The sequence below is a fragment of the Spirosoma migulaei genome (genome assembly GCF_054776855.1).
In genome coordinates this window covers 112,767-133,466 of sequence record NZ_BAAHBG010000005.1, presented here as the reverse complement: position 1 = coordinate 133,466, position 20,700 = coordinate 112,767, and the positions used below count along the sequence as shown (strand labels likewise).

The 20,700-nt window shown below is 46.7% G+C and carries 20 protein-coding genes; 13 read left to right on the top strand and 7 right to left on the bottom strand.

The window, feature by feature from the left end:
• The first annotated feature begins 46 nt into the window (after nt 1-46).
• From ACYVGO_RS06085 to ACYVGO_RS06045, 9 genes are all read left to right on the top strand, one after another.
• Entirely contained in the window at nt 47-991 is a 945-nt protein-coding gene (locus ACYVGO_RS06085; protein ID WP_142776107.1) for a stage II sporulation protein M, read from the top strand.
• Nucleotides 988-1,914 (top strand): hypothetical protein, encoded by a 927-nt coding sequence (locus ACYVGO_RS06080; protein WP_142776108.1) that lies wholly within the window; start codon nt 988-990, stop codon nt 1,912-1,914. The genes ACYVGO_RS06085 and ACYVGO_RS06080 overlap by 4 nt, the downstream gene beginning before the upstream one ends.
• A complete protein-coding gene (locus ACYVGO_RS06075; protein ID WP_142776109.1) occupies nt 1,898-2,677 on the top strand; it encodes a DUF4129 domain-containing protein in 780 nt (259 codons plus the stop codon). Before ACYVGO_RS06080 ends, ACYVGO_RS06075 begins: the two co-directional genes overlap by 17 nt.
• A 14-nt stretch (nt 2,678-2,691) precedes the next feature.
• A complete protein-coding gene (locus ACYVGO_RS06070) occupies nt 2,692-3,876 on the top strand; it encodes a DUF4350 domain-containing protein (protein WP_142776110.1) in 1,185 nt (394 codons plus the stop codon).
• Nucleotides 3,877-3,985: 109 nt separating this feature from the next.
• A complete protein-coding gene (locus ACYVGO_RS06065) occupies nt 3,986-4,960 on the top strand; it encodes an AAA family ATPase (protein ID WP_460968332.1) in 975 nt (324 codons plus the stop codon).
• A 70-nt stretch (nt 4,961-5,030) separates the two neighbouring features.
• A complete protein-coding gene (locus ACYVGO_RS06060; RefSeq protein WP_460968330.1) occupies nt 5,031-6,131 on the top strand; it encodes a hypothetical protein in 1,101 nt (366 codons plus the stop codon).
• Entirely contained in the window at nt 6,128-6,943 is an 816-nt protein-coding gene (locus ACYVGO_RS06055) for a tetratricopeptide repeat protein (RefSeq protein WP_460968328.1), read from the top strand. Before ACYVGO_RS06060 ends, ACYVGO_RS06055 begins: the two co-directional genes overlap by 4 nt.
• A gap of 6 nt (nt 6,944-6,949) precedes the next feature.
• The gene (locus ACYVGO_RS06050) at nt 6,950-7,966 is read left to right on the top strand and encodes a PDDEXK nuclease domain-containing protein (RefSeq protein WP_460968326.1); all 1,017 of its coding nucleotides are present in this window, start codon (nt 6,950-6,952) and stop codon (nt 7,964-7,966) included.
• The gene (locus tag ACYVGO_RS06045) at nt 7,963-9,324 is read left to right on the top strand and encodes a DUF58 domain-containing protein (protein ID WP_460968324.1); all 1,362 of its coding nucleotides are present in this window, start codon (nt 7,963-7,965) and stop codon (nt 9,322-9,324) included. The genes ACYVGO_RS06050 and ACYVGO_RS06045 overlap by 4 nt, the downstream gene beginning before the upstream one ends.
• An 84-nt stretch (nt 9,325-9,408) precedes the next feature.
• On the opposite strand, the gene ACYVGO_RS06040 is transcribed toward ACYVGO_RS06045, so the two are convergent.
• The 4 genes from ACYVGO_RS06040 to ACYVGO_RS06025 all read right to left on the bottom strand — a co-directional run bounded on the left by ACYVGO_RS06040 (nt 9,409) and on the right by ACYVGO_RS06025 (nt 12,596).
• A complete protein-coding gene (locus ACYVGO_RS06040) occupies nt 9,409-9,627 on the bottom strand; it encodes a hypothetical protein (RefSeq protein ID WP_460968322.1) in 219 nt (72 codons plus the stop codon).
• Nucleotides 9,628-9,636: 9 nt separating this feature from the next.
• Entirely contained in the window at nt 9,637-10,302 is a 666-nt protein-coding gene (locus ACYVGO_RS06035) for a GNAT family N-acetyltransferase (RefSeq protein WP_460968320.1), read from the bottom strand.
• A gap of 20 nt (nt 10,303-10,322) precedes the next feature.
• Complete coding sequence (gene tatC / locus ACYVGO_RS06030) at nt 10,323-11,183, bottom strand: twin-arginine translocase subunit TatC (RefSeq protein WP_157583839.1); 861 nt, start codon at nt 11,181-11,183, stop codon at nt 10,323-10,325.
• Nucleotides 11,184-11,303: 120 nt separating this feature from the next.
• Nucleotides 11,304-12,596: a serine hydroxymethyltransferase gene (locus tag ACYVGO_RS06025; RefSeq protein WP_460968318.1), complete on the bottom strand. Its 1,293-nt coding sequence runs from the start codon at nt 12,594-12,596 to the stop codon at nt 11,304-11,306.
• A gap of 304 nt (nt 12,597-12,900) precedes the next feature.
• Here ACYVGO_RS06025 and ACYVGO_RS06020 point away from each other — a divergent pair, with 304 nt between their 5' ends.
• The gene (locus ACYVGO_RS06020; protein ID WP_460968316.1) at nt 12,901-13,212 is read left to right on the top strand and encodes a hypothetical protein; all 312 of its coding nucleotides are present in this window, start codon (nt 12,901-12,903) and stop codon (nt 13,210-13,212) included.
• A 36-nt stretch (nt 13,213-13,248) separates the two neighbouring features.
• Here ACYVGO_RS06020 and ACYVGO_RS06015 read toward each other — a convergent pair whose 3' ends face one another.
• Nucleotides 13,249-14,121 carry an AraC family transcriptional regulator gene (locus ACYVGO_RS06015; protein ID WP_460968314.1) on the bottom strand — a complete coding sequence of 291 codons (873 nt, stop codon included), beginning with the start codon at nt 14,119-14,121 and terminating at the stop codon, nt 13,249-13,251.
• 247 nt (nt 14,122-14,368) lie between these two features.
• On the opposite strand from ACYVGO_RS06015, the gene ACYVGO_RS06010 reads away from it, so the two are divergent.
• Nucleotides 14,369-15,202, top strand: coding sequence for a phytanoyl-CoA dioxygenase family protein (locus ACYVGO_RS06010; protein WP_460968312.1), 834 nt, complete (start codon nt 14,369-14,371; stop codon nt 15,200-15,202).
• A gap of 131 nt (nt 15,203-15,333) precedes the next feature.
• Entirely contained in the window at nt 15,334-17,427 is a 2,094-nt protein-coding gene (locus tag ACYVGO_RS06005; protein WP_460968310.1) for a protein-disulfide reductase DsbD family protein, read from the top strand.
• Nucleotides 17,428-17,579: 152 nt separating this feature from the next.
• On the opposite strand, the gene ACYVGO_RS06000 is transcribed toward ACYVGO_RS06005, so the two are convergent.
• The gene (locus ACYVGO_RS06000) at nt 17,580-18,611 is read right to left on the bottom strand and encodes a fatty acid desaturase (RefSeq protein WP_460968308.1); all 1,032 of its coding nucleotides are present in this window, start codon (nt 18,609-18,611) and stop codon (nt 17,580-17,582) included.
• Between the two features lie 276 nt (nt 18,612-18,887).
• Nucleotides 18,888-19,580 (bottom strand): porin family protein, encoded by a 693-nt coding sequence (locus ACYVGO_RS05995; RefSeq protein WP_460968306.1) that lies wholly within the window; start codon nt 19,578-19,580, stop codon nt 18,888-18,890.
• A gap of 285 nt (nt 19,581-19,865) precedes the next feature.
• On the opposite strand from ACYVGO_RS05995, the gene ACYVGO_RS05990 reads away from it, so the two are divergent.
• Nucleotides 19,866-20,678: a lysophospholipid acyltransferase family protein gene (locus ACYVGO_RS05990; RefSeq protein WP_142776124.1), complete on the top strand. Its 813-nt coding sequence runs from the start codon at nt 19,866-19,868 to the stop codon at nt 20,676-20,678.
• Nucleotides 20,679-20,700 lie beyond the last annotated feature (22 nt).

The following is a 20,700-nucleotide window of genomic DNA, read 5'->3' as shown; positions in this document are numbered from 1 at the left end:
ATCTTTACTAATTTGACACTAACGGCTACTGACTGACGACTAACTTATGCGTGAAGCCCTTTTTGTTAAACGCAACACCGACAAGTGGCGCGATATAGAACAAAACCCAACAAACGATCCTGATGAACTAACGGATCGATTTGTGGAACTGACCGACGATTTATCCTACGCCCGAACATTCTACCCCGACTCAACCGTAACGCGTTATCTCAACGGGTTAGCTGGACAAATGCATCGGGGCCTGATGCAAAATCGCCGAGCCGAACGTAGCCGATTCCTCACGTTCTGGAAATATGAATTGCCGCTTTTATTTCGGCAATCGCACAAGATGCTGGCACTGTCGGCGGGCATTTTTTTAGTGGCCTGTATTCTTGGCTGGGTATCGGCGGCACACGATGACACGTTTGTGCGGTTAATTCTGGGCGACCAATACGTGAACATGACGCTCGAAAACATCAAAAAAGGTGATCCGCTGGGTGTTTATGACAGCCACGATCAGGCCAGCATGTTCATACAAATTACCCTGAATAATATCTATGTAGCGTTCAGAACGTTCGTGTTCGGCCTATTTGCCTCGTTTGGCACAATGGCCATGCTATTCTACAACGGCGTGATGCTGGGGTCATTTCAGTATTTTTTCTACGAACGGGGACTTTTACTCGACTCGATTCTGAAGATTTGGATTCACGGTACGCTCGAAATTTCAGCCATAGTCATTGCCGGTTGTGCTGGCCTGACAGTTGGCAATAGCCTGCTTTTTCCGGGAACTTACTCCCGGTTGGAGTCCTTTAAGCGGGGCATCAAACAGGGGCTAAAAATTGCGATTGGTCTGGTCCCGATTTTCATTACAGCCGGATTTCTGGAAAGTTTTATTACCCGAATGACCCTACCACCCGTAGTTAGTGGTAGCATTATTCTGATCTCTGCCACCTTTATTGGCTGGTATTTTATTTTTTACCCAATTCACCTAAACCGTACACGTCAACCATGATTCAACTCTTTCAACAACGTGATTTTGGCGATAAAATCAACGTAACGTTTCAATACATAACCCAGAACTTTCGCAGCCTTGGCTTAGCTTTAGTCTATATTGTTGGTCCGGTTGCTTTGGTGGCGGGCATTGCCTCGGGCGTGTTCCAATCGAACATGCTTGATTTGGGTAACATGGCTAAAAGTGGTGATATTGATTCAGATAGTCCCTTTGGTGCTGGCTATGCTATGGCCCTAAGTTTTTTCTCACCCGCCTTCTGGTTTACGATGCTCTTTACGCTGTTGGCCATTCTGGTAGTAAGTCTGGTCACGTATGCACACATGAAGGTGTACGCTCGCAAAACCCAACAGTATACATTAAACCAATCTCAACCGGTTGACATTAGTGTTAACGAGGTTTGGGAAGAAATGCAGCCACTTATTGGCCGGGGTATCGTTATCAGTGTATTGAGTTCGATTATCGCCTTCGCGGCTACCCTATTTTTCGTCATTCCAGGAATTTATGTTGGTATCGTCTTATCGCTTGGGTTGGTCGTTACTACGTTTGAAGGAACTGATTTTGGCCAAACCTGGAACCGATGCTTTGTGCTCATTCGGGATAAATGGTGGTCGACCTTAGGAATAATATTTGTCATGGGACTAATCTCGGGGGTTGTTGGCTTAATCTTCACGCTCCCCGCCGGAATTCTTAGTTTTTTAATTACGGCCAAATTGCTGCCCGATATGTCAGGTTTCTGGCTTGTATTGGGGAATGTAGTGGCCACCGTAGGCAGTACGCTCCTGCGGGCTATTATTTATGTGGCACTTGGTTTTCAATATACGAACCTGGTCGAACGGCAGGAAGGTCGGGGCTTACAATCAGCCATCGACTCTATCGGTACGGCTCCAAGTCAACCACGCGCATCGGATGAAGGAACATTTTGATTTACGATTTACGGTTTACAATTTGCGAGCAGGTCGATTGGGTTGGCTGATCTGTTGGTTGTGTCTCTCGTTAGCCACATTACCAGTGGCTTTTGCTCAATTGCAAAAGTCAGTTCCGCCAGTTGTCGTCCGCGATGATCGTACTCCCCTGACGATCCGCAAGCCGCAAGTCGATCACCTACGCGATCTTCAAACCGACCATGACTATCAATATGGTCGCGACGCACCTCCGCCCGAAAATCCGATAGCGCGCTTTTTTCAGTGGTTATTTCAAAAATTCGGGGAGTTCCTGCGTAGTGAAGCCTACCAGAATGTTTGGCAATATGTCATTCTGGCTGCTGTTGCAGGTTTTGTGATTTATCTGTTGATGAAAGCCGAAGTCATGAAGTTTCTGTTTCCAAAAGGTGCCGAATCGATCAGTCTCGATTATGAGAACCTGGCCGAAAACATCCACGAAATTAATTTCGATGCCGCGGTAGAAGAGGCCGTCACCAATCGAAACTTCCGGCTGGCCACTCGCCTGCTTTACCTGCAAACCCTCAAACGACTAACCGATGCCGGTCGAATTACGTATAAGCCCGACAAAACGAATCGGCAATACGTATATGAGCTGGCCAATTCGCCTTTACAAACCGATTTTGAGACATTAACGCGCCAATTCGAGTTTGTCTGGTACGGTGACTTCCCAATAGATGAATCCCGGTTTGGGCAGCTTCGCCAGCAATTTCGACAGTTTAATCAGCCTGTTGCTCACCAATCCTAATCTGAGAATCTGCTTTGCCGAAACCGAATAAATATCTGCTTATCCTGCTGGCAACCGTAACGGCTTACATGCTCTTCGAGTATTACCGCCCAAAGCCGATTGACTGGAAATCAACGTACCAGAACGATGACAAAATTCCGTTTGGAACGCAGGCTTTATTCGAGTTGCTACCGGATGCGTTGCCGAAGTCGACGGTGAAGACTATTCGTCTGCCAATTTATAATTTCCTGGGCGAGACAAAATTGCCAACGCCCAGCAATTATGTCTTTATCAATGACGACTTTAAAGCCGACAGTATTGAACAGAACCAGCTTCTATCGTACGTTAAACGGGGTAATTCTGTGTTCATTTCCGCCTACAATCTGCCCGATTCGCTTTGCCTTAAATTAGGATTCAAAGCAGAAGTAAAACCGACTAATAAAGCCGATACAACGCTCCGTCAGAACTTCGTCAATCCCCAACTGCATACGGCCAAAGGCTATAATTTTTTTCACGATGATGGCCGAAATTTCATAACCATCAAAAAACCTCAGAACATTACGGTGCTAGGTCGTAATGCCCGCAAAGAGCCGGTTTTCATTCGGGTGCAGTATGGGAAAGGTCAATTTTACATCCAGAACCTACCACTGGCCTTTACAAACTATTACGTGCTGGATACCAAAACCTCCGATTACGCCTTTAAAGCTTTTTCCTATTTACCTGCCCAAACAACGTATTGGGATGAATATCAGAAGCAGGGGCGATTTGATGAGGATCAGCAGTCCATTTTCAGGTATATTCGCTCACAGCCTGCCCTGAACTGGGCATATTATCTGGTCGTATTTGGCTTGATTTTCTACGCCATCTTTGCCGGGAAGCGTACGCAGCGAATTATTCCCGTTGTCGAACCACCAACGAATACGTCGCTCGATTTTGTAAAAACCGTTGGGCGCATGTATTTTCAACAAAGCGACCACGACAACCTCGCTCGAAAGAAAATCCAGTATTTCCTGGCCGACATCCGCGAACGTTATGGATTGAACACAACCGTTTTAGACAAAGAATTTACCGAAACCCTGTCCCGAAAAAGTGGCGCATCTATGGACGAAACGTCAGATCTGGTACGGCTCCTGCGCGATGCGCAACGTAGCATCTCGCTTTCAGAATTTGATTTGCTGACGCTGAATAAGGCAATGGAAACATTTAAACAAACTATCTGAACCGGGATTTAGCTGATTTATGGATCTACAGGATTTTGTTAATCTCTTTTGCTAAAAGCAAAATCAGATTAATCTTTTAATCAGCTAAATCCCGGTTTAGAAACCATCTATGGATTCATTTGAAACTCGTTTAGACCTCACATCCCTCACCGCTGCGGTTGATGCCATCCGCGCCGAAGTCGGGAAAGTTATTATAGGACAACAGCAGACGGTCGATTTGCTGTTAACAGCCTTACTCGCCGATGGTCATGTGCTCATTGAAGGCGTGCCAGGCGTCGCGAAAACGTTAACGGCGAAGCTATTAGCGAAAACCATGTCGGTTGGCTTTAGTCGAATTCAGTTTACGCCTGATCTGATGCCATCCGATGTATTAGGCACATCGGTATTTATGCCTAAAACGGGTGATTTTTCGTTCCGACAAGGGCCGATTTTCTCCAATCTTGTTTTGATCGATGAGATTAACCGCGCTCCGGCCAAAACACAGGCCGCTCTGTTTGAGGTCATGGAAGAGCGTCAGGTCACGAATGATGGCACGACTTATCCACTCGAAGAGCCCTTTATGGTACTGGCGACCCAGAACCCCATTGAACAGGAAGGTACCTATCGGCTACCCGAAGCGCAACTAGATCGTTTTCTGTTCAAAATTGTGGTGAGTTACCCAACCGCTACCGAAGAAGTGGACATTCTGCGAGGGCATCACCAGCGCCGGAATTTGGCTGATGCGCTCGACGCCGTCACAGCTGTGCTTACCGCCGAGCAGTTGGCAACATTACGCGGGCAGGTGCATCAGGTGCATGTGGAAGACAAACTATTAGAGTACATCGCCCAAATTGTGCAGGCAACCCGCGCGAATAAGTCGCTGTATTTAGGCGCATCACCCCGCGCGTCGGTAGCCTTGTTAAACAGTGCCAAAGCCCTTGCCACACTCCGAGGGCGCGATTTCATTACGCCCGAAGATGTACAGGAACTGGCAGCTCCCGTCTTACGCCACCGCGTCTTATTAACGCCCGAGCGTGAAATGGAAGGTGGAACGGCTGATGAAGTTGTGGCACAGCTAGTGCAAAAAATTGACGTGCCTAGGTAAGGGAATGGATAATGCAGAATGTACAATGAATAATGGTGAGCAAGCTAATTGGCAATTCCGTTTTAGAAAAGTGGAAGTTAGTCGCCGTGCCACTTTTTTCATTATCCATTGTGCATTTTTCATTATCCATTACTCACTCCTAACGGCCCAAACTCCTTCTAAAGAACAACTAGTTGGCATCTGGATAGGTGTTCATACCGAATGGGACCTTGACTTTACCTGCCCATTACCTACGTATATTCAGCTAGAGGCTGATAGTAGCTATTATCTTGGCATGGTCGATGGATCGGCCCGTAAGTTAACGTCAACCTGGGGAGTTCATGGAGAGTCGGTCCGATTGGATACCATTCATTTTGCCCCTCGACAGGTTAGTTTGCAGACTGATTTGCTTCGAATTGGCACAAACTATCCAATGGTTTTTCGTCGGTTTAACGATATTCCACTCGATTCGGCCACTGTACATCAGCAGCTGAACGGTCGCGTCTGGCAATCCGATAGCCTGACTATTTCGCTCTTTGCCAACGGCCAGGCGAGTTTAGAAATTACGCGAACCAAACAGCGAACGGCTCACTTCTGGCAACTGGCTAAATTTGGCCAATCTATGTTTCTGATTATTCTGGGCAATCAGAATGGCCGTGATAGTGGATATAAAGCGCTTTGGCAAATTAGCAGTGCATCTCTAAAACAGATGCAGGCCATTGGCTGGAATGGTTGTAAAATAGCTGCTGAACCATTTCGATTCGTCAAAAATATATCCCTGAGCGACTCATGCCGACCCACTGGTTTTCAACCCTGCAATAACTGTTTCCGCAAACTATGGGCTGAATCTATGCTTACTCGCGGACAGAAACGGTATGATATCCTTCAGTTATTCACAAAGTATTATCAGCCTATTAACCAGACCGGCGAATCAGGTCTGGTACGCATTCAGTTTGTGGTGAATTGTTCAGGTGAAAGGGACTCGACTGAAGTTAAAGGCTTCGACGAGGATTATTGTCCAAGGCAATTCGACTCCCGAATTACCAGCCAACTATTGACAATCTGCCATGAGCATGTGGCTACCGATCAATCGATTCGTCAGTCAGATAGCCTTAGAGACCTGTTCCGGGATGTTTTCGTTTCGCTTGCAGTTCGGCTTAAAGATGGTCGTATAACGGATATATTGCCATGATACGACTGAGCTTTTTTTATTTTCTACTGCCAATATCTGTGTTTGCTCAGGATAGTGAACGCATCCTGAAATCCTGTGCTTCGATGCTGGCCGCAAACCGATCAACGCAAACACGATTCTTTTTTGGGGAGAAACGGGAGAAGGTTCGCTCAGATACGCTATCAGCTAACGCGGAGAATTTTCGGCATCGAGCCTTTAATTACGTCTGGTCAAAAGAATACGAGCAGGCTGCTATCTGGCTGGAGAAAACGACGACACTTTCGCCAAAAGAGCATGGCATCGTTGGTGAATTTTACCTGGCTCAATTTCGGGATTATCCTCGTGCGCTAACTCATTTCAATGCGTACGACGCCCTTACTCCCAACTTTGATGACATTGTTGGCTACAATCCGGTGAGTTATATGCGCGGCCTGACCTACCGAAGCATGGGCGATCACGAGAAGGCAATTGAACAATTCTCTATGGCGATTGACCCATTAGCCGCTAAACATGGTGCAGAGTGGGTGAACTATCGGCACTTCGTAAGTAGAGCCGTTAGCTATATTGCGACGAAACAACCTGAAAAAGCCTTAGCCGATCTCGAAAAAGCAGCTAAAAATTTCAACCGGAGTGCACTTGTCCAGTACCACCGAGGTCGCGCCTTCCTCTTGCTAAATCGAACGGCCGAAGCTCGAACAGCGTTTCAGGATGCCTCGTTTTTCTTCAAAGCCCTTCGAGCCGAACGTACCGGTGAATACCAGGAAGATGACTTTAATCCGGTGTACGAACCGGAAATTGACGAGGTGATTAGCCAATTAAGACCTAAACCGTAACACTTGATGGAACCCTTTTATGAACGTATAAAGGTCGTGCTGGACGAGGCTCGCCAGAACGCCTACCGCGCCGTTAATTTCGCTATGGTCGAAGCCTATTGGCACATAGGCCAGCTCATTGTTGACGAAGAACAACAGGGAAATAGCAGAGCCGAATATGGTACCGGCTTGCTCAAATACCTCGCAAAGCGACTAACAAACGATTTTGGAAAAGGATTTGATGAAAGTAATCTCCGGTATATCCGGTTATTTTATCAGGCATTTCCAATTCGTGACGCAGTGCGTCACGAATTAAGCTGGACTCATTATCGACTGCTTTCTAAAATCGAAAACACCGATGCCCGCACTTGGTATATGGCCGAAGCAGCCCAGCAACGTTGGAGTAGCCGGGCGCTGGAGCGGCAAATCAATTCCTTCTACTACGAACGGTTATTAGCGACTCGGGAAGCCGACCGCCCCGATGTTCGACTAGAGGCTGAAGAGAAAACCCGCCCGCTTAAGCTGGAACCTAAAGACATCCTTAAAGACCCGTATATTCTGGAGTTTCTGGATCTGAAGCCAAACTGGAAGGTTTATGAAAAAGAACTGGAACAGGCGTTGCTAGATAATCTGCAAACCTTTATGCTGGAATTGGGTAAGGGATTTGCCTTTGTTGCTCGCCAGCAGCGCATGGTTGAAGGGGAAGACAATTTTCGAGTCGATCTGGTTTTTTACAATTACATCCTCCGATGCTTCGTATTAGTTGACCTTAAAATGGGCAAACTGACCCATCAGGACGTTGGTCAGATGGATATGTATGTCCGCATGTATGAGGAGCAGCATAAGCAACCAGATGACAATCCGACCATTGGCCTGATTCTTTGCACAGAGAAAAACGAAACAGTAGTTAAATACTCTGTTCTGAATGGAAGTCAACAGTTGTTTGCGTCAAAATACAAACTTTATTTACCTACCGAAGAAGAACTAATGGCCGAAATCGAACGCGACAAGCTTTTGCTGGAACAAAACCGCCCAACCGAATGATAGCGATCCGCCCACTCTTTGTTGCCTCTCGGTTATGGTTCGGGTTGATCGCGCTCGTACTTTTATTTGTAGCTGCGTACGCCTTTCCACTCCTGTTCCCGATTGTGAAAGTGGCCTTCGCCGTTTTTATAGTGATGATCGGGATAGATTTCTGGCTACTCTTTTTCAGTAAAAGCCAACCTGCCGGATTAGCCTTCTTCGCCCGTCGTGAAGTACCTGAACGGCTATCGAACGGCGATGAAAACCCACTGACTATTTATCTGGAAAACCGGTATTTGTTCCGAACCGATGTAGAAGTTGTTGATGAAATTCCATTCCAGTTCCAACGGCGCGATGTGCTGTTTCGGGCCAGCCTGAAGCCTCGCGAGACTCAGGCAATCCGTTATGAACTTCGGCCCACGCGCCGGGGAGAATATAGCTTCGGCGCTGTAAATGTATTTGTCTTATCGCCATTGGGCTTACTCAAACGACGCTATCAGTTTGAGCAGGGCAAGATGGTGGCCGTTTATCCCTCCTTTTTACAGATGCGGCAGTTTGAACTCCTGGCAGCCACCAATCGCCTGACCGAAGTTGGTGTCAAACGAATCCGGCGCATCGGTCATAGTATGGAATTCGAACAGGTCCGCCCCTACTCCACTGGCGACGATGTTCGTACCATTAACTGGAAAGCCACATCGCGCCGAAGTGATTCGCAGGGAGCGTCTCTGATGATCAACGCCTTTCAGGATGAACGTTCGCAGCCGGTTTATTGCCTGATCGACAAGGGTCGCGTAATGCAATCGCCGTTTGAGGGGTTGACTCTGCTTGATTATGCCATCAACGCCAGCTTAGTCTTAAGCAACATTGCCCTGATGAAACAGGATCGCGCGGGTGTGCTAACCTTCTCTGATCACATCGGCCAATTACTTCCGGCCGAGCGTCGCACCGGGCAAATGCTGAAGATTCTGGAGTTGCTTTACCGTCAGAAAACGCGCTTCCTGGAATCGGATTACGAGAGCCTATACGCCAGTGTTCGAACGCACATTCGCCAGCGCAGTCTGCTCTTGTTATTTACGAATTTTGAGACGATGAGCGGTATGCAGCGACAATTACCCTATCTCCGTCGGTTAGCTAAAGATCACCTGCTGCTGGTAATCTTCTTCGAGAACACCGAGCTACGCGCTCTGATCGACCAACCGGCAGCCGATACGGAGCATATCTACATGAAAACGATTGGAGAGAAATTTTCCTTCGAGAAAAGGCAGATTGTGAAAGAACTTGGCCAATATGGTATTCAAACAATCTTGACTGCCCCGCAAAACCTGACGGCTAATACCGTGAATAAATATCTGGAGTTGAAGGCACGGGGGCTGATTTAGTCGAAACGGAAGTGGGGAGGTCATATGCCATATCTCTAAGATATGGCATATGACCTCCCCACTTCCGTTTCGACTAAATTATATTTAATTATCTCCCAAGCCGCCTTTTACCGATTCATAATTGGACTTAAGGCGTCCCATTTCTTTAGCCAAAAAGGTTTGCAACTGGCGATTGAAAGCTTCCTTTTCATTGTCCGGCAAGGAGTTATAAAGATCTTTTAGCTCCTGATTGATAGCTGCTCGTTCGGCATCGTCGGCCGCATTAATTGAGCGATAATGGTATTTTCGAAAATCGCATTCCATATCTAATTCTCAGAGTACCCCACTAAATTCCTTCCAAGAAAGTCGGGGTGTTCTCTTAACTAATTTTTTATTATACAAAGCAGCCTCCCCCCAGTAGTTTTTAAATGTTTTTTCAAAGCGAAAACCGACTTTTTCTAGTAAGGCCCGCGAAGCAACATTAGCTTCCAGTGGCTCTGCTCTAGCCTTGAACAGTTTAAAATCTTCAGGAAGTCGACTTAATAACTGTGAAAGTGCCTCATAAGCGTATCCTTGCCTACGGAAAGGTTCAGCAATTGCATAACCACACATACATGGAAATCGCTTCCCTTCCCAAAGTTCAAAACTAACATCATAGAGGTGTAATATGCCTACATAAGTGCCATCAGCTAACCGTAGGAACCAATCGCACATACCCCGTTTGCCACTATATCGTCCGATTGCTAATTGATATGCTACATATTCGTCCAGTTTCTCAGGCTCCTTCAAAGACGACATTACAAATGGATTCGTATCCTGGCTAAACAGATCAAGCAAAACGCGATAGTTGTGCCAGTCCAGCAACTCATACTGTAACCGATTAGAGGGCGGTAGATCCCGATAGCACGCTCGGGTTATTGCGTCAGATCTGCGCATCTCTTCATACGCATCAACCACCTTTCGAGCTTTTGGGTGGAGATCGAAAGGTGGTTGATGCATAGACAATGCAGATTACGCTTTTACGAATTCATCAATTCGCGCTGTGCCTTCAATCGCGCCTTCTCAATTCGGCCTGATACGATGATACTGACTTCATACAACATGGCCAGCGGCAAGGCAACCAAAACCTGACTATAAATATCTGGCGAAGGGGTGATGATACCAGCTACCACCAGAATCACAATCCAGGCATGTTTGCGGTACTCGCGCATGAATTTTGGCGTCAGGACACCTACTTTCGATAGGACATAGGCAATCATTGGCATCTGAAAGATCAATGCGCAACCCAACGATAGGGTAACCAGAATGCCAATATAAGATGTTATGTCAAATTGGTTTTTAATCTCGGGAGTGATCTGGTAATTTGCTAAGAAGTTGATTGCCAGTGGCGATACAATGAAATAACCGAAGAACAAACCAAGCAAAAATAACAGCGACACAAAGAAAACTGCCCCGCGTGCAGCCTCTTTTTCAACATTACGCAATCCTGGCTTGATGAATCGCCATAATTCCCAGAAAGCATAGGGAAAGGCAAAGCAAAGGCCGATAATAGCCGATGAAGTCAACGCCATCGTAAACTGATCGGATACGCCCAGCGCCTGCAACTCGAAATTGAGTTTTGTAACGCACAAATCGGTATAGCCAGAAATTTCTGACAGCTTGCACATCATCCGATAGGTCCAAAAATCAGGATTTTTGGGTCCCATGATGACAATCCGGAATATATCTTCGATATATACGAATGCAATCAGGGCAAACACAAAAATGGACCCAACGGCCCGAATAATGTGCCAGCGTAGTTCTTCCAGATGATCCAGAAAGGACATTTCCTTGCCTTCTTCGGATTCTATCTCTTCGTCAGTCAGTTGGTCGAGTGGCATTTGTTTAAAAAGCGAAAGAGTGAAGGAGCGAAAGACCGGGCCGCCGGAGCGGTGAAAGAAAAAAGTTAACGCGAGTTTTTAACCGCACTTTCATTCTTTCGCTCTTTAATCTTTTAATGGTTAACTTTTATAGAGCGGAAATACTTTCATCCACTCATTAATTTCTTCTTTAACGGTCGAGAGCACGCTTTCGTTATCGTGGTTCATCAACACCTTGTCGATATATACGACAATTTGCTCCATGTCCGATTCTTTCAAACCACGAGTTGTCATAGCCGCCGTTCCAACACGCATACCCGAGGTAACCATCGGCGACTTATCGTCGAACGGAACCATGTTTTTATTGATCGTGATGTCTGCCTTAATAAGCGTATTTTCGGCCAGTTTACCCGTCAACCCTTTCGAACGTAAATCAATCAGCATCAAATGGTTATCGGTACCGCCCGAAATGATCTTGTACCCTAAGTTCAGGAATGAATTGGCCATAGCCTGCGCATTGGCTTTCACCTGAACGGCATAATCGTAAAAGTCATCGCTCAGCGCTTCACCAAACGCAACCGCTTTGGCGGCAATAATATGTTCCAATGGTCCGCCTTGTGTTCCCGGAAACACCCCGGAATCCAGCAACGACGACATCAGGCGAGTTTCACCTTTTGGCGTTTTAATACCATATGGGTTCTCGAAATCATTCCGCATCATAATGATACCGCCCCGCGTACCACGCAGGGTTTTGTGCGTAGTAGTCGTTACGATATGTGCGTGGGCGAGTGGATCGTTCAATAAACCTTTGGCAATCAGACCCGCTGGGTGCGATACGTCGGCCAGAAGCAATGCACCTACCTCATCGGCAATGGCACGAAGCCGGGCATAATCCCAATCGCGGCTATAAGCCGAAGCGCCACAAATAAGCACTTTAGGCCGCTCGCGTTTAGCGGTTTCCTCAACAGTATCGTAATTGATAACGCCTGTTTCCCGTTCCACTCCGTAAAAAGTAGGGCGGAAATATTTACCCGAAATATTGACCGACGAACCGTGCGTTAAGTGACCACCATGCGACAGGTCGAAGCCCAAAATAGTGTCGCCAGGCTGTAAACACGCCAGGAATACCGCTGTGTTTGCGTTGGCACCCGAGTGAGGCTGAACGTTTACCCAGGTAGCACCGAAAAGCTCCTTAGCCCGATCAATAGCGATTTGTTCAACCTGATCAACCACTTCGCAACCGCCATAATACCGTTTGCCGGGCAGGCCTTCCGCATATTTATTAGTCAGAACACTTCCAGCGGCTTCCATCACGGCAGGCGACACAAAGTTTTCGGAAGCAATCAACTCAATACCCGACTCCTGCCGGTGTTGTTCTTTAGCAATCAGGTCAAACACCTGCGTATCGCGGGTGGTGTTGGTGACGGTCGTCATCAGTATGAACGGTTTATTTGATTGATTGTCTGTTTGATTCCTAAAATCGTAGCCAACAAACGGGCAGAAAACCAAACATCTATTTTACGCAAAGGTACGGCAGAAAACCATAGAATAGAATGTCGATTTTCAGGACAATTGCCACAAAATCCGAGCACGTTGTTGCCCACCATAGCTGTATAGAGTTTCTATTATCATTAAACCTTCTTACGACAAGGTTATCTTAAAGAAAAGGCTCATTCTGACACTACGAATGGCTTATTACCTATAATTATCTCGTTTCAGTAAACTTAGTTGTAACGATATGAAAACTCTGAAAATTCAGGCAAACGTATGGGTACTGGCCGGATTGCTAGTTTCCGCTCTTGTTTCAGGATGCACAACAACAGCCACTACAACTGCCCAGGGACCACCTCCTGCACGAGTCGAAGTAATTCCAGCGGCACCATCGGCACGCCATATGTGGATACCGGGCCATTATGTACGTCGGGGACGTAATTATGTCTGGGTCAACGGCTACTATCGGGTGGCTCCAGCCCGCTATAATGCCTGGGTACCTGGTCATTGGCAGCAAACTCGTCGGGGGCCCATGTGGATTGAGGGTCACTGGCGATAAGTTAATGTAGGGCCGACCGTCTCGATCGGCCCTACATTAACTCTTTCCTTTAGCCATTGTCTGGTACTGAAAGGGGGTCATGCCTGTACTGAGCCTGAACTGGCGATGGAAATGAGAACTGTTATTATAGCCACATTCCAATCCAATTTGGCCCACACTGATATCAGCGTTTACTAACAGCTTACGGGCATGCCCTATACGAAGTTCATTAAGGTACTCGACAAAGGTCTTTCTCGTACGGTTTTTGAAATACCGGCAGAAAGCCGCCGGAGCCATTCCTGCAACGGATGCAATTTGTTCAATACGAATCTCATCCCGAAAGTTGAGGAGCATAAATTCCAGCACTCGTTTCATTCGCTCGGTTTCGGCAGCACCGGGTGCTAATTGATAACTATCGCTGGCTAATAACTGCGCTTCTTTATCCGTTTCCAGTTGATTTAAAATAGTGAGCAAACTCACTACCTGCCCTAATCCCGTTTGTTCAGTCAACTGCACCATCAGCAAAGCCACTGATTCACTAACGGCCTGGCTGAAACGAAGTCCAAAACGCCCTCGATGAAGCAACTGTCGTACAGCACCCGCTTCGGGCATAGCCGCCAAAACCTGTTCATCAAAAGAAGCCGGGAACTGTACCACCACCGACTCTGCCTGGACTCCAGGCTTGGCTTGATAGAACTCCTCATCATTCCGCCAGAAGTGCGGCAAATCGGGGCCCAGTAATATCAGATCACCCGCCTGAAACGGCTCTACATGATCGCCAACAAAACGCCGGCCATAGCTGCTAATGATGTACGTCAATTCGTATTCAGGGTGGTAATGCCAGGGCGCATCAAAGTACGGCAACTGAAATCGTCTGACCAGTGCCGAACTCTGTTCATTAATCATTACTTTTTCAAAAAGAGCTTTCACCAGATGCGCTATTTTAACCTATTTAATCTCCTCATAGACTTTATAAGGTCAAAATTAGATACAAATCTGCAAAAACTCTATTCTAATCGCGTAATAATACCAGGTAGTTTTGTGGTGTTAAACTATTCTTAAACCTACTCTATCGAACGAGGCAATTGCACAAAGTCGTACTTGAGTATACTAGTTTGTACTACGGCACGGCTTTGTGCGAGAGCCTTTTACCCATCAATTCATAACTCATTAACACATGGAAGCTACGATTGATAAGGAAACTCTACTCAGCGAATTGAACGCATACTATACCGTTAGCCCTGACGCTATCGCATTTTATCGTAAAAATGGCTACGTAAAACTCAAGCATGTTTTGAGCCCAGAAGTACTGGCGTATTACGGCGACATCATTACAGATCTGGTGTTCCGGCTTAACACGCTCATTAAACCGATGGAAGAACGTACTACCTACGAACGGGCGTTTTTGCAGATTATGAACCTCTGGCGTGAAGATGAGCAAGCTAAAGAGTTCGTCTTTTCAAAACGATTAGCCAGAATTGCCGCTGACTTAATGGGTGTTGAGGGTGTTCGACTCTACCATGATCAGGCCTTATATAAAGAACCATCGGGCGGTATTACGCCCTGGCACGCCGATCAATTTTACTGGCCGCTGGCATCGCCTAACACGGTTACAGTGTGGATTCCCTTGCAGGACACGCCCATGGAAATGGGACCGCTGGCTTTTGCAGAAGGTAGCCAGCATGTGGAGATTGGCCGCGATTTGGAAATAAGTGATGATAGCGAAAAAATCCTGGCCGACACACTTCAAAAACAGAATTTCAATGTTCACGACACGCCCTTCGAACTGGGCGAGGTTAGTTATCACGCAGGCTGGACGTTTCACCGAGCTGGACCTAACCAGTCGGATCGTCCACGAAAAGTGATGACAATGATTTATATGGATAAAGACCAGATTGTGATGCAGCCAAGGAATGAATACCAAATCGCCGACCATGCAACCTGGCTCAACAATGTACCTATCGGTAGTAAGCCACAGGACGAGCTAAATCCAATATTATTTAGCTACTAAACAGTACTTTTCCTGCGTTATAAAGAAACCCTGGCCTAAGCCGGGGTTTTCTCTTGTATAGAGGCTCTAAAAATGGAATATTTTTGCAGTATTTCTGTTCTTCAAACAAACCATCACTTACCCAAAGCGGGATGAAATCAATTCTTACGCTTGCGGTGTGGCTCTTGCTACCCCTCGCTACGTTTGCCCAGATTCTAAAACCAGTCACCTGGACCTATAAGCCGGTCAAATCATCAGCCAACGTTGGCGAGGTCATTGAACTCCGGTTCACCGCTAATGTTCAAACTGGTTATCATATCTACTCGTCGGATGTCAATCCAAAAATTGACGGTCCTCTACCAACGGTCATTAAGCTTACGCCTAACAAAAGCTTTGAGCTGGTGGGGAAGGTAAAACCTGTGAGTAAGGTCGAAACTAAATATGAGGAGGTATTTGAGGGCGATACGTATGTAATGCACGGCGCAGCACAGTTTTCGCAACGTATCAAAATTCTCAGCGATAAGCCAGTTATTGAAGGCAATGTTGATTATCAGGTCTGTACCGATAAGGATGGTCAGTGCATTCCTGGGAATGAAGATTTTTCTATCACGGGCTTAGTGGTTTCTGCACCGGCTACTACAACAGCAGTAGCCTCAACGCCAACAACAGTTTCTACAGTTACCAAACCAACCTCCGAAACAGCAGTTGCAGCTATTACGCCAGCACCCGCACTAACAGCAACGGAAGCAGCTAAACCCGAAGAGACCACAGTTAAGGAAGCGGTCAAAATTCCGGATTTATCGGTAGAAGGGTCCAAGAATACGCCACAGGAATCACTGGGCGGATTTCTGTTAGCCGCTTTTCTGTCAGGTCTGGTTGCTTTGCTCACGCCTTGTGTGTTCCCGATTATTCCAGCAACGGTTAGTTTTTTCACCAACCAGCAGGGCGGCATGTGGAAAGCCTTTCTGTATGGTGCTTTTATTATTGGTATTTACGTGCTGATTGGTACAGTTGTCTCGCGGTTTAACGGCCCGGCTTTTGCCAACTTCGTTAGCACGCACTGGCTGCCGAACGTTTTGTTTTTTGCCACCTTCTTCATTTTTGGACTATCCTTTCTGGGCCTGTTTGAGATTGTATTGCCAAACTCACTCATCAATCAGGCTGATGCAAAGTCGGAGAAAGGCGGCATTACGGGGATTTTCTTCATGGCCTTCACACTGGTACTGGTATCATTTTCCTGCACAGGGCCTATTGTTGGCAGTTTGCTGGTAGCATCGGCTGGTGGCGAGGTTGTTAAACCTATTTTAGGAATGGCCGCGTTTTCGTCGGCTTTTGCCATACCGTTCACCTTATTTGCGGCCTTCCCACAATGGCTCAAAAACTTACCCCGTTCGGGTGGCTGGCTGAACTCGGTAAAGGTGGTTCTGGGCTTTCTGGAGTTAGCGCTTGCCTTCAAGTTCCTAAGTGTGGCCGACCAGGTTTATCACTGGCACCTGCTCGATCGAGAGGTTTTTCTATCGCTATGGATTGTCATTTTCGCGCTGATTGGCTTTTATTTCCTGGGTAAACTTCGTCTTCCTCACGACAGCGAGGTTAAGTTCATCAGTGTACAGAAACTCCTGCTAGCCATCGCGGCATTCTCATTTGTCGTCTACATGATTCCCGGTTTGTGGGGCGCTCCGCTGAAAGCCTTATCAGGTTATTTACCGCCCGAAACGTCGCAGGACTTCAATTTACATGGTCAAACTTCTGGAGGTAACCAGCAGGCAGCGTTAACCGGAAATCCGACGATCAAGCATGCAGATTTATTTCACCTGCCGCACGGCTTACAGGGCTTTTTCGATTACAAACAGGCATTAGCTTACTCTAAACAAGTAAATAAGCCCGTATTTATTGATTTCACTGGTCATGGTTGTGTAAACTGTCGGGAAATGGAAGCCCGCGTTTGGTCGGACCCGGCGGTGATGTCGCGATTACAGAATGATTTCGTGATGTTGGCCCTTTACGTGGACGACAAAACCGAACTTCCCGAAACTGAGTGGTATACCTCCACCTACGATCAAAAAGTTAAAAAAACGATTGGTGCTCAGAATGCCGATTTGCAGATCACGAAATACAATAACAACGCCCAGCCGCATTACTGCCTGGTAAACGGCGATGGCAAACTACTTGTAGCTCCTAAGAACTACGATCGGGATATAGCCAACTTCGTTGCGTTTCTGGATTCAGGAAAAGCGAAATTTTAGAAGTGTAGCGCAGACGTCCTGTCCGCATAATTATACTGAGGCTAAATTATAGCTGAATTCTTAGTAAGTTAAGCGAACAAGATGTCCGCGCTACAACAAAAAATCCCCGCCAGAATCTTCTGGCGGGGATTTTTTATAAGAAAGCAGATTGACTAAGCGGCCGTTTGGGCTGGTGCTTCCTGCGCTTGTATCAACTCCATATCGGGTCTCGATTGATCGGAAACCAGGACACGACCACGTTCCTTACGAACAATTCGCGAAAAAAGCGATATCTCCTGATCGAACAGGAAGAGGAAAAATAGCTTCACAAACGATGTATGATATTTCAGCGACTCGTAATACTCGGGAGCCGATTTCTTAATTTCTGGTAGCTTATTCCAGGGAATAGACGGAAAATCGTGGTGCTCATTGTGGAACCCTACGTTCAGATTAGGCCCGTTAAGGGGACCATAATAACTGTAGGTCTCTTGTTGTGGATCAAGTGTCAGGAAGTGCTCCTGGGCCCAGCGGGCACCCAATGGATGAAGACCCACCGAGAAGAACAGACACAGCACCATAAAGGCCAATGCTTTCCAGCCAAACAGGGTTACAATCAGCACATCAAATGTAATCTGAACAATAAAATTGGCAATTACCCATTTGTCAAAAACGGCTAGTTCTTTCATCCGCAGCGTACGAATACCCTGAAAAATAGGATAGAACAACAACCAGATCGCCTTGCCAATGGCGTAGTTTTTAATTAAGCGAGCCTCGTACCAGTCTGGCAAATCGGCATCCAGTTCGTGAACCCCCTGAAAAGCATGGTGCTTGATATGGAAATTCTTAAACGTTAATGCCGTTGGGAATACGGTTGGGAGGTTGGCAAAAATAGCCGCCCACATATTAGCCGTCGGTTTGCGAAAGATCAGATTATGAGCCGCTTCGTGAATACAAACGAATAGCGTGTGTGCCGGGAAGGCGCCAATAAACCAGGCAGCCGCAACCACAATCCACCACGATTGGTCACGAACGAGCCAGGCCATACCCGTCATCAGAACTACACAAAAGGCAGCCACCCAAAACGTATTCGGGTTTTTCTGACCAATCAGTTTCTTGATTTCGGGGTGAGATTTAAGGATTTGTCGGGTGCGAATTCGGTGAGGTTCGGAAGCGTTTGAACGTACAAAATCAGTTAACGTTGCCATAGATGAGGTGTCGCCGTACAAATTCGGTGAAAAATGAAGAGTAAAATTAACACATTTTCAATGGATAACGCCATTTGCCCCTCCTTAAATTTCCTGACTTTAGTCATATTTTCATCATTAAAACGAGAAAGGCGGAACTGAGCAGCCCCGCCTTTACTGATTCAGGTTGATTCAACAATTCTTGAAGTGTATGGCGGAATTAGTGAAGTAGGTGGAGTTAGTGAAGTAAATTATATAGTCCTGTTTTACTCACTTAACTTACTTGACTAACGCCACTTAATATCCAATCGGGAAGGAATAGCCTAAAGAGACGGCTACACCCCGATTCCGAACATTTACATTGACAACGGGCACCTGTATCTGCCGGGTGAAGCCCTGCGTATAGCGGCCTTCGATAAAGAACTTACCCGCACCTGCATCCATTGCAAGCCCCAGACCGCCGACAGCACTCACATCCCAGCGACTTAATGTACCTCCGTAGTTTACGTCAATATCATAAGGTTGGGTCGTAAACAAGGCCGAAGCCCGCGTCCGAATTCGACCATCCAGGGCATAACTTGCAGCAGGTCCTGCAATCAGATAAGGTTGAACAGGACCATCGCTCAGATTGAATTTAAACAGCAGGGGCACTTCAAGTTGTTGCGATTGGTAGGCAATGGTGGCACCTAGTGGAAGATTAAACCCACCCAGATTAAGATCGAAACCTTCTTTTATAGCGACACCTTTCTGTACATACGCCAGTTCGGGGCGGAAGGAAACACGGTCACTCAACGGAATATCCAGGAAGATAGCGCCGGTTGGTCCAGCCGTTGGATGAAAATCAGGAGTCAGGCTACCCAGAAAGTCGGGTTTAGAGGCAAAGCCCCAGTTGGCACCACCCCGGATACCGACCTGAACCTGAGCAAAAGACGTTTGGATAGAAAATAAGCCAAAGAAGGCAAGAACACCGGCAAGCACAATTCGTTTCATGGTATTGAAGGGATAATAGACTAAGAAATGAGAACCTGAAATTGATTGTGTAAAGCGTAGGCGATAGGCGACGTGATTAGTTATTGGCGTTTTCGTTGGTTAGAGGACACGACTTCAGAAAGGATTAATCCCTATCAAAAAAAAATATGGCGATCCGTTTAAAATCTTTCCATGTAGCGTCACTACCGCACGTTTTTCTCTGGTAATCAGCCAATTGTATTTTTTGTTGAAAACATTGTAGCGGTCTCGTAACTTTACCAATAACCTACGATCCTTAACCTAACGATGAAGTACATTAAGCCAACTAAGTTCAGCTATCTGCCTAAGTTCCTGATGCCGCTAGATGTGCTGGGCCTATTTGAGTGTGACCCTTTCGGCAGTTCGTTGCTAATCAGACGAATACTGATTGGCACGGTTGGTTGGCTGACCTATGCGCGTTATACCGTAGTGAATCGGATTCAGATTGAAGGAACCGAAAACTTAGAAAATCTGCCCATCAATAACGTTCTGTTTCTATCAAATCATCAGACCTACTTTGCCGATGTCATTGCGTTTTTCCACATCTTCTGCGCCGTAAAATGGGGGTTTCAGAACACAATGGTACCACCTGTTTATCTGTTCGGCCCTCGTGCGCGGCAGTATTACGTGGCGGCTTCTGAAACCATGAAAAAAGGCTTCGTGCCCCGTGTTTTTGCTGCGGGTGGCGCCCTGACAATCGAACGATCCTGGCGGGCAGAAGGGCGTGAAGTGCAGCGAGCAGTTGATAATACTGCCAATGAGAAAATTGGAAAAGCCTTAGCTCACGGTTGGGTAGTGAGTTTCCCACAAGGTACTACTACGCCTTATGCCCCCGTTCGGAAAGGGACTGGGCACCTCCTGAAAAACAACCAGCCAATCGTTATACCCGTTGTTATCAATGGCTTTCGTCGCGCCTTCGATAAAAAGGGGTTACGCTTCAAAAAACGAAATACACTCCTGACAGTCCAGTTTAAAGCACCTTTGCATTATAGTCCCGATGATACGGTCGATGACATTGTCGCCAAAGTTCGTCATGCCATTGAACAGGACGCTCCTGAGTGGGCGCAGGAAAAAAGTTGATTGGAACAACCGCTACTTTTGA